The 16,028-nt window shown below is 61.2% G+C and carries 14 protein-coding genes; 8 read left to right on the top strand and 6 right to left on the bottom strand.

All coding sequences use genetic code 11. From position 1 onward, the window contains the following. Window positions 1-26 precede the first annotated feature (26 nt). The gene (locus C4J86_RS25340; RefSeq protein WP_124372210.1) at window positions 27-1,010 is read left to right on the top strand and encodes a GlxA family transcriptional regulator; all 984 of its coding nucleotides are present in this window, start codon (window positions 27-29) and stop codon (window positions 1,008-1,010) included. Between the two features lie 84 nt (window positions 1,011-1,094). On the opposite strand, the gene C4J86_RS25335 is transcribed toward C4J86_RS25340, so the two are convergent. Continuing rightward, the gene (locus tag C4J86_RS25335; RefSeq protein ID WP_124372209.1) at window positions 1,095-3,449 is read right to left on the bottom strand and encodes a penicillin acylase family protein; all 2,355 of its coding nucleotides are present in this window, start codon (window positions 3,447-3,449) and stop codon (window positions 1,095-1,097) included. 28 nt (window positions 3,450-3,477) lie between these two features. Continuing rightward, the gene (locus C4J86_RS25330; RefSeq protein ID WP_124368742.1) at window positions 3,478-4,053 is read right to left on the bottom strand and encodes a DUF6436 domain-containing protein; all 576 of its coding nucleotides are present in this window, start codon (window positions 4,051-4,053) and stop codon (window positions 3,478-3,480) included. A 99-nt stretch (window positions 4,054-4,152) separates the two neighbouring features. Here C4J86_RS25330 and C4J86_RS25325 point away from each other — a divergent pair, with 99 nt between their 5' ends. After that, the gene (locus C4J86_RS25325) at window positions 4,153-5,094 is read left to right on the top strand and encodes an alpha/beta hydrolase (protein ID WP_124372484.1); all 942 of its coding nucleotides are present in this window, start codon (window positions 4,153-4,155) and stop codon (window positions 5,092-5,094) included. 106 nt (window positions 5,095-5,200) lie between these two features. Here the strand turns inward: C4J86_RS25325 and C4J86_RS25320 are convergent, their stop codons facing one another. Next, a complete protein-coding gene (locus tag C4J86_RS25320; protein WP_124364861.1) occupies window positions 5,201-5,953 on the bottom strand; it encodes a DUF2059 domain-containing protein in 753 nt (250 codons plus the stop codon). Between the two features lie 131 nt (window positions 5,954-6,084). Here C4J86_RS25320 and C4J86_RS25315 point away from each other — a divergent pair, with 131 nt between their 5' ends. Next, on the top strand, window positions 6,085-6,717 hold the full coding sequence (locus C4J86_RS25315; RefSeq protein WP_124372483.1) for a 2OG-Fe(II) oxygenase: 633 nt from the start codon (window positions 6,085-6,087) through the stop codon (window positions 6,715-6,717). A gap of 125 nt (window positions 6,718-6,842) precedes the next feature. On the opposite strand, the gene C4J86_RS25310 is transcribed toward C4J86_RS25315, so the two are convergent. Continuing rightward, window positions 6,843-7,322, bottom strand: coding sequence for a transporter substrate-binding domain-containing protein (locus C4J86_RS25310; protein WP_124368739.1), 480 nt, complete (start codon window positions 7,320-7,322; stop codon window positions 6,843-6,845). A gap of 132 nt (window positions 7,323-7,454) precedes the next feature. On the opposite strand from C4J86_RS25310, the gene C4J86_RS25305 reads away from it, so the two are divergent. Then, complete coding sequence (locus tag C4J86_RS25305; protein ID WP_124372208.1) at window positions 7,455-7,895, top strand: DUF4399 domain-containing protein; 441 nt, start codon at window positions 7,455-7,457, stop codon at window positions 7,893-7,895. A gap of 68 nt (window positions 7,896-7,963) precedes the next feature. On the opposite strand, the gene serA is transcribed toward C4J86_RS25305, so the two are convergent. Next, a complete protein-coding gene (gene serA, locus C4J86_RS25300) occupies window positions 7,964-9,193 on the bottom strand; it encodes a phosphoglycerate dehydrogenase (RefSeq protein ID WP_034116292.1) in 1,230 nt (409 codons plus the stop codon). 366 nt (window positions 9,194-9,559) lie between these two features. On the opposite strand from serA, the gene C4J86_RS25285 reads away from it, so the two are divergent. The 4 genes from C4J86_RS25285 to C4J86_RS25270 all read left to right on the top strand — a co-directional run bounded on the left by C4J86_RS25285 (window position 9,560) and on the right by C4J86_RS25270 (window position 13,781). After that, window positions 9,560-10,954, top strand: a complete 1,395-nt coding sequence (locus C4J86_RS25285) for an FAD-binding oxidoreductase (RefSeq protein WP_124372207.1) — start codon at window positions 9,560-9,562, stop codon at window positions 10,952-10,954. Between the two features lie 24 nt (window positions 10,955-10,978). Further along, entirely contained in the window at window positions 10,979-11,644 is a 666-nt protein-coding gene (locus C4J86_RS25280; RefSeq protein ID WP_124372206.1) for a fumarylacetoacetate hydrolase family protein, read from the top strand. A gap of 181 nt (window positions 11,645-11,825) precedes the next feature. Continuing rightward, entirely contained in the window at window positions 11,826-12,752 is a 927-nt protein-coding gene (locus C4J86_RS25275) for an SdiA-regulated domain-containing protein (protein WP_124368735.1), read from the top strand. Window positions 12,753-12,872: 120 nt separating this feature from the next. Beyond that, window positions 12,873-13,781, top strand: coding sequence for an SdiA-regulated domain-containing protein (locus C4J86_RS25270; RefSeq protein ID WP_124364855.1), 909 nt, complete (start codon window positions 12,873-12,875; stop codon window positions 13,779-13,781). On the opposite strand, the gene C4J86_RS25265 is transcribed toward C4J86_RS25270, so the two are convergent. Continuing rightward, entirely contained in the window at window positions 13,782-15,728 is a 1,947-nt protein-coding gene (locus C4J86_RS25265) for an autotransporter domain-containing protein (RefSeq protein ID WP_124372205.1), read from the bottom strand. Between the last annotated feature and the right edge of the window lie 300 nt (window positions 15,729-16,028).

The raw sequence follows: 16,028 nt of genomic DNA, 5'->3' as shown, positions 1-16,028 counted from the left end.
TTCCAGTTAGAAAAGGTCTGTCGTTCATGCAAAAAACCGTCGCCATCCTGATCTTCCCTGGCGTCCAGTCACTGGACGTGACCGGGCCTATGGATGTGTTCTGCGAGGCCAACCGCTTCCTCGCGGCTGAAGACCACTATCAGCTGGACGTGATCGGCTTTGCACACGGCAGCATGGCCTGTTCCAACGGGTTGTCATTGCAGGCCCACCGGCATTACAGCGAGGCCCTGCAGGCTTATGACCTGTTGCTGGTCGCCGGCGGCCCGCAGTTGCCGTTCGAGGTTTTTGGCCCGGCGTTCGATGACTGGCTGCGCGCTGCCGCCGCGCGGGCGCGACGCTTTGGTTCGATCTGCAATGGCGCCTTCATGCTGGCCCGCGCCGGTCTGCTGGACGGTAAAACCGTCACCACCCATTGGGGAGACGCTGCCGACCTGGCCCGGTTGTGCCCCTCGGCCCACGTCGAAGCCGACCGCCTGTATGTGCAGGACGGCAACCTCTACACCTCGGCCGGGGTCACGGCGGGGATCGACCTGTCGCTGTACCTGCTGGCCCAGGACCATGGACCGGAAGTCGCGTTGAGCGTGGCCAAGCGTCTGGTGGTGTTCACCCAGCGCTCGGGCGGCCAGTCACAGTTCAGCCCGTTCCTCACGCCCCATGCAGAAACCACCTCGGCGGTGGCGTTGGTGCAGTTGTACGTGCTGGCGAACCTGACCGGGGACCTGGGCATTGCCGACCTGGCCAGGGCGGCGAATATGAGTGCGCGCAATTTCTCCCGGGTGTTCGCCCGTGAAGCACGAATTACGCCGGCGGAATTTGTCGAGAGGGCGCGGGTTGATGCAGCGCGGGTCATGCTCGAAAGCACGCACGCGCCGCTCAAGACGGTGGCCTACCAATGCGGTTTTCGCGATGCGCAGCACATGCGCAGTGTGTTCAACCGTCGGCTGGGCGTGACGCCGCAACAGTTCAGGCTCAACTTTGCCGTAAATGTGGGAGGGGGCTTGCCCCGATAGCAGTATGTCAGTCAACTCATGGGTCGCTGACCCACCGCCATCGGGGGCAAGCCCCCTCCCACATTTTGACCGAGTGAAACATAGCTATCTGGCAGGCAACAGTTTCAGGGTGCCACGGGTATTCGCCGTGATTTCCTCTTCATTGAAATGCGCCTGCTCGTAGCCGCCTTCGATATAGGTTTGCGCCTGATCACTGTAGTGAGCATCAAAGGGCACACCGCTTTGCCCCACCGGGTTGATGGTCAAGGCATGGGCCGCGTCGGCGAAGTCGATCAGGCGGCGGGTCGAGGGGCCGTAGGTCACCGGCCAGGGCGCCGGGCCGATCATGGCGGTCTGGTTGTTCGGCACTTCGTGACTGCCCGGCGCCGCGAAGGGGCCCACGTTGAATAGCCTGTCCAGCGGCTTCTGCATGCCCAGCGGGTGGCCGTGGGTCAGGGTGTGCGCCTTGCCCCACTGCCACTGGGACGGGTCATCGCCGAAGGTGGCTTTCAGGTGCGCCAGGCTGTTGTCCCAGGCCAGCTTGACGGTGCCGGCTCGCGTGCCGTTCCACCAGGGCGAATCCGGCGTGGCGGCCAGGCGTGGCAGGGCGGCGTCGATCACGCGGGTGCCGAGCAGGGTCTTGAACATAGCGTCGCCCAGTTTCGGGTGGAAGGTGGCGTCAGCGAGGTTGAACAGCAATTGGTTGAACAGGGTGGCGCTGGTGGAATCCAGCGGGTAGTCGCCTTTCCAGCTTGCCAGTTGTTCTACGAGCTTCAACTGCGCCGGGTCTGTGACCACCTCACGCAGCACCGGCAACAGCGGCGCCAGCAGGCGCGGCCCAAAGGCAGTGGTGGTGCCCAGTTGCAGGGCCTGGCTGTTGTTGACGTCCCACTTCACGCTGTTGTCGCTCAACTGCGCATTCAACTGCTGGCCACGGTCGGCCAGGTTGTAATAACCGGGAATCTCCATGCCGGTGGGTGACGCCGGCTGGGCATTGGCGGAGACCACATAGCCGCGCGCCGGGTTTTCTTCCTGGGGGTTGGCGCTGAAAGGGTAGAAACCCAGCTTGTCGGCCTGGGCGGTACTGCCGTCGAGGATGAACGCCGGGTTGACGCCGGCCGGGCGTATCGGCAATTGCGCCGCCGCCCACCAGCCAATATCGCCCTTGGCATTGGCCCACACGATATTCAGCCCAGGCGCCGAGACGTTGGCCGCCGCCGCACGTGCCTTGGCCAGGGAGTCGGCACGGTTGAGCTGGTAGAAACCCTCGAGGATCGGGTTTTCGCTGTCGAGGAACGCCCACCACATGGCGATCGGCGTGGTGCCGGCGTTTTCACCAAGCACGTCATTGACGATCGGGCCGTGGGGCGAGCGGCGCAGGGTCAGCGTGACCGGGGCCTGGCCCTTGACCTGGATCTGCTGTTCGCTGCTGCTCATGTCGACCCACTGGCCGTGATACCAGACCTGGTTGGGGTTGGCCGGGTTGACCTTTTCGGCGACCAGGTCGAGGTCGTCGTTCTGGAACATGGTCAGGCTCCAGCCGAAGTCCAGGTTGTGCCCGAGGAAGGCCACCGGCACCAGCGCGTTGTGGTAGCCATACAACTCAAAGCCGGGCGCCGACAGCTGCGCCTCGTACCACACCGACGGCACCGAGAAGCGGATATGGGGGTCGCCCGCCAGCAATGGTTTGCCACTCTGGGTGCGACTGCCGCTGATGGCCCAGGCATTGCTGCCTTCAAATTGCGGCAAGCCGTTGTCAGCCAGGGCCTGCTCGCTCAGGCTGGCGAGGGCGCCAAGGGTCTTCCAGTCGCCGGCCGCCAGGTTAAGGGCGCCTTTGGCTTGCCAATCGAGGTCGAAGACCTTGAGGTAGTCGCTGCCCAGTTGGTCGCGCACGTAAGTCAGCAGCGGTTCGGTACGAAAAGCCGCAGCAAAGCTGTAGGCCATATACCCGGCGACACTGATGGAGTCCTCGGCGGTGAACGGGCGCTTGGGGATGCCCAGCACGTCGAACTCCATCGGGCTGGCTTGGCTGGCCTGATATTGGTTAATCCCGTCCAGGTAGGCTTGCAGGGCCTTCCACGCGGCCGAGTCGGTGTTCATGTGTTCGACGTAGCTTGAGGCGCGCTCGCGAATCCGCAGGCTGCGAAACAGCTTATCGGTCTCCAGCAGCTTGGGCCCGAGCACCTCGGCCAGCTCGCCACGGGCCAGGCGGCGCATGATTTCCATCTGGAACAGCCGGTCCTGGGCATGCACATAGCCCAGGGCGCGGTACAGGTCGGGCTCGTTGCCGGCGCGGATATGCGGCACGCCACGGTCGTCGTAGCGCACCGTGACCGAGCCTTGCAAGTGCGCCAGGGTGACCGTGCCCTGGCGGGTGGGTTGCTTGCTGTAGACGTACCAGCCGGCGCCGAGGGCGACCAGCACAACCAGCACCACGAGAGCCTGCAAGACACGCTTCATCGACTTTCCTTAACCCTGAATGGACAGACTACGGTTCCTTAGGCCACGAACAATAGCAGCCCACCGCCAGGGTGTGCGTGGCATTCACTTCGCGCCCGGCTTCGAGGGCCTTGAGGATCGGCTCGATAAAACTGTTGTTGGAATTGCACGTCAGCCCTTCGCTGTACGGCCCGAAATACGCCAGCTTGCCCGTACGGTCCCAGATGCCCACGGCCGGGCTGGCCGGCACCTGATCGGCGCCGGGCAGGGCGTCGAGGGTTTTCATCTGGCGCAGGGTGTCCGGCAGGGCGCCGTGGCTGCCGGCCTTTTGCAAGGCATAGAACTCGACACCCTGCGGCGCGTATTGCTCGATCAGCTCACTCAGGTGTTGCTGGTTACCGACATTGCACGGGCAGGCCGGGTCCCAGAAGTGCACCAGGCGAATCGGCCCAGGCCCGCGCAGTGCGGCGGGCAGTTGCAGCGTATCGCCGGAGAACACCGCCGTGTGTTCGCTGAAGGCGCGCAGGTAACGGCCCTGGAACCAGTCATACGCGGCCCACAGCACGGCGGTGCAGATAATCAGCACCAGGCTGGCGAACAAGGCAGTGCGGTAGGGCTGTCGCATTCAGAGGTATCCTCGCGGGTCGCGTAGCTTGCCATGCTTGTCCTGACAGATGAATATCGCAGCTCGATATTCATCTTCACCGTCAGTCTGGAAGCCTTTATGCCCGTTAACTTTGACCCTGATCATCTGCGCGAAAGCTTGCGGCCCCTGGTGGATGCGCAGCCTTTGTCAGCCGAGGCGCGGGTCTATCAACGTTTCTATGGCCTCGACCTGGGCGCACGCAAGGTGCCGGCCGTGAGCCGTCTGGGGTGCTTGGAGGTGGGCGGGTTCGAGGTGGTGGCGCAGGTATGGTGGCCGCCTGCGCCGGTGGCGACAATGTTCATGTTCCACGGCTTTTACGACCATATGGGACTGTACCGCCACGTAGTGGATTGGGCGCTGGACCAGGGTTTCGTGGTGATCGCCTGCGACCTGCCGGGCCATGGCTTGTCCAGCGGCGTGCGTGCCAGTATTGATGAGTTTGCGGTGTACCAGGACGTAGTGCAGGCGTTGTTCGCCGAGGCCCAGGCGCTGCAATTGCCGCAACCCTGGCACCTGTTCGGGCAAAGCACCGGCGGCGCCATCGTGGTTGATCACCTGCTCAACCACGGCGCCGAAAGCCCGGCCCAGGGCAAGACCTTTCTGCTGTCGCCGCTGGTACGTCCGCGTGCATGGGGCTGGTCGCAAGCCAGCTATTACCTGCTGCGCCCGTTCGTCAAAGGCATCGCGCGACGGTTCAGCGATAACTCCAACGACCCGGCCTTCAAACCCTTTCTCGAAGCCGACCCGTTGCAGCCGCGCCAACTGCCGACCGCCTGGGTAGGCGCCCTGGCGCGCTGGATCAAACGCATCGAAGCCGCACCGCGCAGCCCACGGCGGCCGGTGATTGTGCAGGGTGAAGAGGATATGACGGTGGATTGGCAACATAACTTGCAGGTGCTGCGCAGTAAGTTTGACCAGCCCGAGGTGTTGATGCTCAAGCGTGGGCGGCATCACCTGGCGAACGAAATTCCGGAGATTCGTGAAGAATATTTCAGTTTTCTCACGGACCATCTGAAGTAACACAATCCAATGTGGGAGGGGGCTTGCTCCCGATAGCGGTGTATCAGTCAACTTATGTGTAGCTGACACACCGCAATCGGGAGCAAGCCCCCTCCCACATTTTTTTCTACTGCGTAAGACTGGAGGTGCTTTGGCCGACCGCAAGGCCTGCGCGGATGGCGGCGAGCGCTGCCTGGTAATACGCCTTGCCTTCCGGCGATTCGGCAAACGTCGCGAATTCTTCCAACTCCGGGTCAGACAAATCCCGATAGACATACAACAGCGTGTTATTCAGATCCTTGTCGATCTGCTGCATCAGCCGCTCACGCTGCCCATTCAACATGCCCTGAGCCTGACCACCGCCCAACAGGCCGGGGATCATCTGGCTCAAGCTGTCCGCCGCCACGCCGGCAATCGCCAGGCTGACTTCGGCGCCCGCTTCCCGCGCGGGCAAGGCCTGGGCCAGGTGGCCGATGATCAGGCTGCGGGTGGCGTCGGCTTGGATTTTCGGCAGGCCCTGGGCGTTTTTCGCCAATTGGTCGCGACGTGTGGCGAGCAGTTCGGCGGCGACAATCTTGCGGCCCAGGGGCGACTGGAAAAAAGCCAGCGCCGGTTTCGGGTCCGCCAGGTGCTTGCGCAACTGGGCCTCGGCGCGCTGGTCCATGGCCTGGGCCGCGAAGCGTTTGTTGCTGTTGTCCACCAGCGCCTGGTACACCGCCGGCGGCAGGCTGTTGCGGTAGCGCTGTTGGGCGGCACTGAGGGCGTCATTGAAATGCGCACGTTGTTCGGCCCAGCCGGCAACCTTGTACAACTGGTCATGGCCGTCTGCCCAGGCGGGCAAAACGCAGAACATCAGCAAGGAAAGAAACAAACGACGCATAAGGACTCCTGTCAGTCGGCCACTATTGTCCGTGTCGGGCGTAGGATTTGTCGAGAAGTCCTATCGGTCACCTGACTAAAGTGTATTCGAGCGCCCGACGGCGCTGTCGGATTTACAGGCGTATGGATACTATGCGCGCCATGCAAATGCCCCTTGATCACCCCCTGCTGCAACGCATTGTCGACGACCTGGCCGAACAAGGCTGGTCGCAGCAGAATGCCTTCCTGCCCCAGGCTCTGACCCTGGAGCTGGCGGCTGAGTGCCGTAAACGTGCGGCTGAAGGTGAGCTGGCGCCGGCGGCGGTGGGGCGCGGGCCCGCCCAGGAAATTCGCGAGGGGATTCGCGGCGACCACATCCAATGGCTGGAAGAGGGCGATGCCGCCGTTTGCGATACCTACATGGCGATAATGGACGGCCTGCGCCTGGCCATGAACCGTGGCCTGTTCCTTGGCCTGGAAGACTTCGAAAGCCACTTCGCGATGTACCCGCCCGGGGCGTTCTACCTCAAGCATGTGGATCGTTTTCGCGACGATGACCGGCGCATGGTCTCGGCCGTGATCTATTTGAACGACGCCTGGCTGCCCGAACACGGCGGGCAGTTGCGCATGTACCTCAAGGGCGGCATCGAACACGACGTGGTGCCCACCGGCGGCAGCCTGGTGGTGTTCCTCTCCGGCGAAGTGCCCCACGAGGTCCTGCCTGCCACGCGTGAACGCCTGTCCCTGACCGGCTGGTTCCGTCGGCGCGGTAACGAGCCGTTTTAAGCCGGCGTCAAGTCTTGCCTGGAACAAAATGTGGGAGGGGGCTTGCCCCCGATAGCGGTGGCTCAGTCAGCTAATTTTTTGTGCCTGACACTCCGCAATCGGGGGCAAGCCCCCTCCCACATGGGTTATCGCGTATTTCCGTCGAGCCACTTCTCTTCCAGCGCCTTTAACCGACCATCATCCTTCACCCGCTTCAACGCATTGTCCAGGCTGCTCTTGAACGCCGGATTGCCTTTCTGGAACGGGATCACCAGCTCCGGCGTCTGGTGATACGCCGCGCTGAAATCGAACTGATCCTCAAGCTCGGCAGTCATAGCGATATGGTTAAGCGCCACGTCATATTTGCCGGTCGCCACGCCAGGCAACAGGTCGGCATCATCGGTGGTGATAAACGAGGAGCGTACGTCCATCTCCTTTGCCAGCAGTTCACCCAGCTCAACCTCAAAGCCGGTGAGCTTCTCGCCTTCCTTGAAATTGTAAGGCGGGGTGTTGGCTTCAAGGGCGATGCGCAGCTCACCGCGATCGTTGACATCATCGATCAGCTCGGCGTGAGCCGGGGCGCTTAGAAGGGGAAGCAGCAGTAACAGGCCAGGCGAAAAGCGCATGGTCACTCCTAAAGAATTCGTACGGGCGAGACGCCGTTCAGCATCGCTTTGCTATGGTGTCGAGTGCCTTGGACAGCAATTTGTCGCGAAGTTGTCATAACCCTACAGATTTCACGAAAACTGGAGAAGCGAATGAAAGCCCTTTTGTCCCGTGCAACCCTGGCCTCTTTGATGCTGGGTGCTTCGATGTTGGCCACTGCCGCCGACGGCATCCCGCGCAGCGCACCACCTGAAGGCGCGAAAGTATTCATCGTCTCGCCCAAGGACGGCGCCACCGTCGATAAGACCTTCACCGTAAAATTCGGCATGGAAGGCCTGCAACTGGCGCCGGCCACCGACCAGACCGCCGGCACCGGCCACCACCACCTGCTGATCGACCAGAAAGAATTGCCTGATGCGAAACTGCCGATTCCGGCCACCGACACCGTGATCCATTACGGCAAGGCTCAGACCGAAACCGAATTGACCCTGACGCCCGGCAAGCACACCTTGCAACTGGTGGCCGGCGACAAACTGCACATGCAGTTCAACCCGACGGTCGCCTCGAAAGTCATCACGGTTAACGTCAAGTAAGCGCTGTTCAGGCAAAAAAATGGGAGACCCCCTGCGGGTCTCCCATTTTTTATGCCGCATTTAAAGCGTCAGAACAACACACGGCTGCGAATAGTGCCGTTGATGTGCTGCAGCTTCTCTTGCGCCAGGTCCGAGTACTCGGCGTCGACGTCGATCACCACGTAGCCGACCTTCTCGTTGGTCTGCAGGAACTGACCGGAGATGTTGATGCCGTTTTCCGCAAAGACCTTGTTGATCTCCATCATCACACCCGGAATGTTCTGGTGGATGTGCAGCAGGCGGTGCTTGCCAGGGTGAGCCGGCAGGGCCACTTCCGGGAAGTTCACGGACGATACCGAGGTACCGTTGTCGCTGTACTTGACCAGTTTTTCCGAGACTTCCAGGCCGATGTTGGCTTGGGCTTCAGCGGTAGAGCCGCCGATGTGCGGGGTCAGGATCACGTTGTCCAGGCCGCGCAACGGGCTTTCGAAAATGTCGTCGTTGGAGCGTGGCTCTACCGGGAACACGTCGATGGCGGCGCCGATCAGGTGCTTGTCCTTGATCGCCTCGGCCAGGGCGTCCAGCTCGACCACTGTGCCGCGCGCGGCGTTGATCAGGATCCCGCCTTTCTTGATGGCGCGGATTTCCTTCTCGCCGATCATCCACTGGGTCTCGGCAGTTTCCGGAACGTGCAGGGTGACGATGTCGGACATGCCCAGCAGCTCGGTCAGGCTCGACACCTGGGTGGCGTTGCCCAAGGGCAGCTTGGTCAGGGTGTCATAGAAGAACACCTGCATCCCCAAGCCTTCTGCCAATACCGACAGTTGAGTGCCGATCGAACCGTAACCGACGATACCCAGCTTTTTGCCGCGGATTTCGAAGGAGTTGGCCGCGCTCTTGATCCAGCCGCCACGGTGGCAGGAAGCGTTCTTCTCGGGGATACCGCGCAACAGCAGGATGGCCTCGGCCAGCACCAGCTCCGCCACGGAACGGGTGTTGGAGTACGGTGCGTTGAACACCGCGATGCCGCGTTCGCGTGCTGCGTTGAGGTCGACCTGGTTGGTGCCGATGCAGAAGCAGCCGACCGCCACGAGTTTCTTGGCGTGGTCGAAGATCTCTTCGGTCAACTGAGTGCGGGAGCGAATGCCGATAAAGTGCGCGTCGGCGATCTTTTCCTTGAGCTGGGCTTCCGGCAGAGAACTGGTGATGTACTCAATGCTGGTGTACCCGGCGGCTTTCAGAACGTCGACAGCCGATGGGTGGACGCCTTCCAGAAGAAGGAACTTGATCTTGCTCTTATCGAGAGAAGTCTTGCTCATCTGCGTAAACCTGTATCCCGGAGAAAAATGGCAGGGAATCGAGCAGCCGGATGTGCCCTGATTCACCAATACTGTTCCTGTTTGACGGCGTCTGTTGCCGTCATGCTGCGTTGCCGCTCCTCCCCATAGCCAGCTATGAGTCGTCGCGGCGCCTTGCCTGACGACAACAGCCACTCGTCATACAGAAACGTATTGGCGAATCAGGGCACAGAGCTGACCCGGACGGCAGGAAAGCCGTCACCGCAGAAACGCCCTTGGGCTCTGTCCTGCGGGGGCGGTATGCTAGCATACGCGCCCCGCTAAACACCTATTCCTGCGACGTGAAGCGTTCTCAGGATGACCATGAATTGTTCGAGAGTTCTGTCGATGACCCATCCTGCCCTGATTGATGAGCTGAAGACCCTGGTTGAGCCCGGCAAAGTGCTGACCGACGCCGACTCCCTGGAGGCTTACGGCAAGGATTGGACCAAACACTTCGCGCCCGCGCCGTGCGCCATCGTCTTTCCCAAGACCACCGAGCAGGTGCAGGCCATCGTCCGTTGGGCCAATACCCACAAGGTGGCGCTGGTGCCATCCGGTGGGCGCACTGGCCTGTCGGCGGCGGCGGTGGCGGCCAATGGCGAAGTGGTGGTGTCGTTCGACTATATGAACCAGATTCTCGACGTGAACCTTACCGACCGCACTGCGGTGTGCCAGCCGGGTGTGGTCACCAAGCAATTGCAGAACGTCGCCGAAGAAAATGGCTTGTACTACCCGGTGGATTTCGCATCGTCCGGTTCCAGCCAGATTGGCGGCAATATCGGCACCAATGCCGGCGGGATCAAGGTGATTCGCTACGGCATGACCCGTAACTGGGTGGCCGGGATGAAAGTCGTCACTGGCAAAGGCGATGTGCTGGAACTGAACCGTGACTTGATCAAGAACGCCACTGGCTACGACATGCGCCAGCTGTTCATCGGCGCCGAAGGGACCCTGGGCTTCGTGGTGGAAGCCACCATGCGCCTGGACCGTGCGCCGAAAAACCTGACCGCCATGGTGCTCGGCACCACCGACTTCGACTCGATCATGCCGGTGCTGCACGCCTTCCAGAGCAAGCTGGACCTGACCGCTTTCGAATTTTTCTCCGACAAGGCCCTGGCCAAAGTCCTCGGGCGTGGCGACGTGCCAGCGCCGTTCGAAACCGATTGCCCGTTCTACGCGCTGCTGGAATTCGAAGCCACCACCGAGGAAGTCGCCAATCACGCCCTCGAGACCTTTGAACATTGCGTCGAGCAAGGCTGGGTGTTGGATGGCGTGATGAGCCAGAGCGAGACCCAGCTGCATAATCTGTGGAAGCTGCGCGAATATATCTCCGAGACGATTTCCCACTGGACGCCGTACAAAAACGATATTTCGGTCACCGTTTCCAAAGTGCCGGCCTTCTTGAAAGAAATTGACGCTATCGTCGGCGAGCACTACCCGGATTTCGAAATCGTCTGGTTCGGCCACATTGGCGACGGTAACCTGCACCTGAACATCCTCAAGCCGGAAACCCTGAGCAAGGACGAATTCTTCGCCAAGTGCGCCACCGTGAACAAATGGGTGTTCGAGACCGTCGCCAAATACAACGGCTCGATCTCCGCCGAACATGGCGTGGGCATGACCAAGCGCGATTACCTGACTTACAGCCGCTCACCGGTTGAAATCGAATACATGAAGGCGGTGAAAGCGGTGTTCGACCCGAACGGGATCATGAACCCAGGCAAGATCTTCGCTGTTTAAGGACGCTTTTTAAGGAGTCGCTCCATGAGCTATCAGCACAAGTATATCGACGGCACCAGCATCCACTTTCCGGTAGGCAAAGTGGTGTGTATCGGGCGTAACTACGCCGAACACGCCAAGGAACTGGACAACCCGGTGCCGACCGAGCCGTTGCTGTTCATCAAGCCGGGCAGTTGCGTGGTGCCGCTGGAAGGCGGTTTCACTATTCCTGCCGAGCGCGGTTCGGTGCATTACGAAGCGGAAATCGCCGTGTTGATCGGCAAGCCGTTGTCGAACAACCCAAGCCGCGAAGAAGTGCTGGACGCCATCTCCGGCTTCGCCCCGGCCCTGGACCTGACCTTGCGCGACAAACAGGCCGAGTTGAAGGCCAAGGGCCTGCCGTGGGAGATCGCCAAGTCGTTCGACGGCGCGGCGGTGATTGCGCCTTTTGTGGTCGGCAGCACGTTCGCGGACGTGACCGATATCGGCATTCGCCTGACCATCAACGGCGAAGTCCGCCAGAACGGCAACAGCGCGCAGATGCTCAACCCGATCGTGCCGATGATCCAGCACATGGCCGGCTGCTTCTCCCTGCAGGCGGGTGATGTAATCCTGACCGGCACCCCGGCTGGCGTAGGGCCGCTGAATGTCGGCGACAAGCTGGTGCTGGAGTTGTCGGGCGTCAACCGCTTCGAGAGCGTCGTGCGCTGAAAAAATGTGGGAGGGGGCTTGCCCCCGATAGCGGTGTGTCAGTGAGTACATTTGGCACTGACACACCGTAATCGGGAGCAAGCCCCCTCCCACATGGGTTTTGCATTTTTTTCACACGCCATCCGCATAATTCCAGCTTCTTGCTCTATTCCCTACAGCTGACTTCCGGAAAAAGCCCTCAATGGCCGTGCCTCTGCCCACCTCCAAACCTACGCTTCGCTCTCGCTTGACCATGCGCTGGTATTCCTGGGTGTTTCTGGCCGGTGCGATCCTGTATGGCATCGCCTGGGCCATGCACTGGGATGATCGCGGTGTGTTGTGGGTGCTGGAGGGCTTTGAAAGCCCGGCCGAACGCCGGGAAAGCGTGTGGCTGCCGGACTATCACGCGGTCATCGACGCCAAGTTGCTGCCCGGTATGGAGAAGGACGAGGCCTCGGACCTGTCCTACAACCCAAGCACCAAAACCCTGTTCTCCGTGATGGGGAAGAACCCGTTCCTGGTGGAGCTGAGCCTGCAAGGCGACGTACTGCGCAAGATGCCCCTCAACGGCTGGAACAATCCGGAAGGCCTGACGGTGATGGAGAATGGCTTGATGGCCGTGGTCGATGAGCGCGAGCACAGCCTGACCATCGTCAAGGTTGACGCCGGCACCACGGCGTTGAACAAGGCCGATTTCCCCAGTTATGACCTGGGCCCGTCCAAGGACCAGAACAAAGCCTTTGAAGCAATCACCTGGGACCCGCGCAACCAGCAGCTGGTGCTGGGCGAAGAGCGCCCACCGGCACTGTTTACCTGGAAGAGCGACGGCAGCCAGACCCTGGCAGGCGACAAGCAGAAACGGGCGAGTACCGAACTGGACGTGCGCAACCTGTCCGCCCTGGCCGTCGACCCGCGTACCGGGCACTTGCTGGTGCTGTCCGCCGACTCCCACCTGCTGCTGGAGCTGGATGAAACCGGCGAGCAAGTCAGCTTCATGACCCTGCTGGGCGGTTTCAACGGCCTCAAGGACACCATCCCGCGTGCCGAAGGCGTAACCATGGACGAGAGCGGTACGCTGTATATCGTCAGCGAGCCAAACCTGTTCTATCGGTTTGAAAAACAGAAATAACCTACGTCTTACGTCGGACGCGTCTTAAAAAGCGGCATTCACCAGACAGCCCGTTGCGTTTAAGTTTAAATTCAGGCGATCTTGATATCTATTCGCCAGTTTTTCTCTGAGCCCGCCACGATGCGTCGATTTGCCCGCCCCAAACCTGCTCTTTTAATCCTGCTGTTGATTGCGCTGGTCGCTGCCGCGATCGTTGCGCAGCAATTCCGTCTGTTCGAGCGTGCCTGGTTCAACTGGCAGGTGTGGCACCAGCCAGCGGATGAACGCGGCATCGGCCTGGCCGATTACCGCGTCTCCCTGGAAGGCCAGGTGATCGAAGGGCTCGACGACGATGTGTCGGCCCTCACCTACGACCCGGTGCGCAAAAGCCTGTTTACCGTCACCAATAAAAACGCCGAGTTGGTCGAGCTGTCCCTGCAAGGCAAGATCCTGCGGCGTATTCCCCTGGTGGGGTTTGGCGATGCCGAGGCGGTGGAGTTCATCAGCGACAATATTTACGTGATCAGTGACGAGCGCCAACAGCGCCTGATCAAAGTGCATGTGGACGATGACACACAATTTCTCGATGCCGCCGATGCGGAGCAGATGACCCTGGGCGTGCACATTGGCAGCAACAAGGGTTTCGAAGGCCTGGCCTATGACTCGGTGGGCAAGCGCCTGTTTGTCGCCAAGGAACGCGACCCGATGGTGATCTATGAGGTCCACGGCTTTCCCCATTTCAAAGCGGAAAAAACCTACTCGGTGCATGTGATCAACAACCCCAAGCGTGATGCCGGGTTATTCGTGCGCGACCTGTCGAGCCTGCAATACGACGAGCGCAGCGGCCATTTACTGGCGCTTTCCGATGAGTCGTTCCTGGTGCTGGAACTGGATATCGATGGTCGCCCGTTAAGCAGTCTGTCACTGCTCAACGGGCGCCATGGCCTGAAAAAACGTGTGCCGCAGGCCGAAGGGATCGCCATGGATGACGAGGGCACGCTGTACCTCGTCAGTGAGCCGAACCTGTTCTACGTGTTCAAGAAGCCCTGATCAGAACATCCACTGCACACCCAGCGAGTAGCCGGTCTGGCTGCCCTCGGCATGGCCGAGTCGACTGTTCACTTCGGCGTACACCCCCAATTGCGGGGTGATCGCCAATTGGCTGCCGAGCTGCGCACGGCCAAAACGTTTATCGACTGACCCCAGTTTGGCGGTGCGGGCCTGGCCATCGGCGCGGGCGGTCAGTTGCAGGTCGTCGAGACGCCCATCGGCCAATTCCTTGACCCACGCGATGTTGCCGTAAGGCATCAGGCTCAAGCCGTAAGGCAGAGCGACAGCACCGCGCGCGCGCCACCCCAGGCTGGCTTCCAGGGAATCGAACGACTGTTCTTCGTAGTCCAGCGCGGTGCGCAGGTTCTGCTTCTCGTGGAACTGGTCGATGCGGTAGTGGCTGTAATCGAGCCCGGCAAAGGGTCCGCTCTGAAGGGCACCAAAATCGAAGTCATAGCCGCCCAGCACCCGTGCGCCGAGGGACAGCGCGTCGGTCTTGCCGGTCAGGTGCTGGTTGAGCAGCACCGGCCCGCCGCTGGCCTGGATCAGCAGGTTGCGTTTGGAATCGAAGCGCGTGTGGCCGACGCTCAGATCACCGGCCAGCCAGCTCGGCCCGCCGTCGTTGAGCAGGGCGTAGACGGCGGCCTGCCAGGTGTCGCTATCGAGTTTGCCGCGGTGCTCCAGCGTGTCGCGGCCGTTGCGGTAGCTCAGGCTGGCGCCGATGTTCAGGGCTGAGCTCAGCTGGTAGTCGCCCAGCGCATGCACGCCCAACTGCCGGGCCTCTGGGTTGGGTGCGCGGTCGAAACCGCTGTCCGGGTTGTATTGACCGTCCACGCCGATTTCGCCATCGAAGCTGCCCACTTCGCGACTGGCCGACTGCAAGGTCAGCCAGCGGCGCTCGTGCAAACGCACGCTGGCCTGGTGCTGGCGCTGCAGGTTGTCCTGCATATTGCGTGCGACGGCGCCGCCCGAGGCAGTCGAGGCCATCAAGTCGGCATTGGTCAGTTCCAGCACCAGGCGGCTGAGCAGGCGCGAATAATCGCGCAGGCGCTGATCGATGCGCGCCTGGCCGAAGGCATCGGTGAGCACGGCTTTATTGTCTTCGTTCGGGTCGTGCCAGGTCGAGCCGCCGGGGATTTTCGGATTGTCGGTCTGGGTGTAGCCATCCAGGTCGCCCAGCTCCCAATTGGTCGCCTCGATATACAGGATCGGAATATTCAGCGGTTCGAACGGTTCGCCATCGCTGCAGCAGCCGGTGCCCTTGGGGTATTGCGGGTCCAGGCCGGGGTTGGTGAACAGGGGGATATTCAGCTCCCTGGCGATCTGGAAGGTGTGTTCGCGCAACGCTGCCAGGCTGGGGTTGGCCGCGCTGTTCTGGCCGGCGTGGGCATACATCATGTCGCCGGTGATCAGGCTGTCGAGGTTGATCATCGCGAGCATGTTGGCGCGTTGGCTTGCGCTCAGGGACTCAACGAAGGCCTTGGACCCTCGCAGGCCTTCTTCTTCCGCGCCGAAGCCCACCACCTGCAAGCCATTTTCCAGTTGCAGCCCGCCCAGGTTCTTCGCCACCTCGGTGAGCACGCTGGCGCCGGAGCCGTTGTCGTCCAGGCCTTGCAGGGCAGGGCGACCGAAGTAGGTATCGAAGTGCGCGCCGATCACCACGTACTGCGGTTTAGTGCCGGCGGCGTAGGCCACCACGTTTTGCGAGGCGCGACTGCCGTTGTTCCAGGTGAAGTCCTGGCGACTGATGCTGTAGGCCGTGCCCATCTGGCTCTGCATCCAATCGGCCGCCCCGGCGAAATTGGCCGTGCCGCGATAACGCCCGGGGTAGTCGTTGATCAGTTTTTCCAGGGTGGTGGTGGCGTGCTGGCCGTAATCATAGGCTTGAAGATGCGTCGACAGCAGAGTGCCGGCGACGCTGAGAGCGAGGGCGAGGGGCTTTATCACAGGGTCTTCCTTGAGGTGATGAGATGTTCAAGCGCAGACGCTTTGCACAATGCGCGCCTCATTCCATGGGCGGCGGCGAATTGGCGCATTGTTAAACGCGTGGGTCGCTTGGTTGTAATTTGTAACGGATTGGATACCAGACAGGGCGTGACAGAGCGCACGGTTTTGGAGAGGAGTGCTGCGAAAAGTAGCGTTTGTGTTACAGAAATCCAGACCGGTTCGCTATCAAATGTGGGAGGGGGCTTGCTCCCGATGGCGGTGTATCAGTACCAGATATTCTGACTGACACACTGCCATCGG

Source organism: Pseudomonas sp. R2-7-07 (assembly GCF_003852355.1).
Taxonomy (GTDB): domain Bacteria; phylum Pseudomonadota; class Gammaproteobacteria; order Pseudomonadales; family Pseudomonadaceae; genus Aquipseudomonas.
The sequence above is the reverse complement of the archived record's forward strand: the minus strand, read 5'-3'. Positions and strand labels throughout refer to the sequence as shown.

Coding starts and splice junctions, on each gene's coding strand:
- C4J86_RS25315 (WP_124372483.1), top strand. CDS start 6,085: ATGCGCGCCATGCAAATGCCCCTTGATCACCCCCTGCTGCAACGCATT.
- C4J86_RS25320 (WP_124364861.1), bottom strand. CDS start 5,953: ATGCGTCGTTTGTTTCTTTCCTTGCTGATGTTCTGCGTTTTGCCCGCC.
- C4J86_RS25305 (WP_124372208.1), top strand. CDS start 7,455: ATGAAAGCCCTTTTGTCCCGTGCAACCCTGGCCTCTTTGATGCTGGGT.
- C4J86_RS25280 (WP_124372206.1), top strand. CDS start 10,979: ATGAGCTATCAGCACAAGTATATCGACGGCACCAGCATCCACTTTCCG.
- serA (WP_034116292.1), bottom strand. CDS start 9,193: ATGAGCAAGACTTCTCTCGATAAGAGCAAGATCAAGTTCCTTCTTCTG.
- C4J86_RS25335 (WP_124372209.1), bottom strand. CDS start 3,449: ATGAAGCGTGTCTTGCAGGCTCTCGTGGTGCTGGTTGTGCTGGTCGCC.
- C4J86_RS25340 (WP_124372210.1), top strand. CDS start 27: ATGCAAAAAACCGTCGCCATCCTGATCTTCCCTGGCGTCCAGTCACTG.
- C4J86_RS25270 (WP_124364855.1), top strand. CDS start 12,873: ATGCGTCGATTTGCCCGCCCCAAACCTGCTCTTTTAATCCTGCTGTTG.
- C4J86_RS25310 (WP_124368739.1), bottom strand. CDS start 7,322: ATGCGCTTTTCGCCTGGCCTGTTACTGCTGCTTCCCCTTCTAAGCGCC.
- C4J86_RS25275 (WP_124368735.1), top strand. CDS start 11,826: ATGGCCGTGCCTCTGCCCACCTCCAAACCTACGCTTCGCTCTCGCTTG.
- C4J86_RS25330 (WP_124368742.1), bottom strand. CDS start 4,053: ATGCGACAGCCCTACCGCACTGCCTTGTTCGCCAGCCTGGTGCTGATT.
- C4J86_RS25325 (WP_124372484.1), top strand. CDS start 4,153: ATGCCCGTTAACTTTGACCCTGATCATCTGCGCGAAAGCTTGCGGCCC.
- C4J86_RS25285 (WP_124372207.1), top strand. CDS start 9,560: ATGACCCATCCTGCCCTGATTGATGAGCTGAAGACCCTGGTTGAGCCC.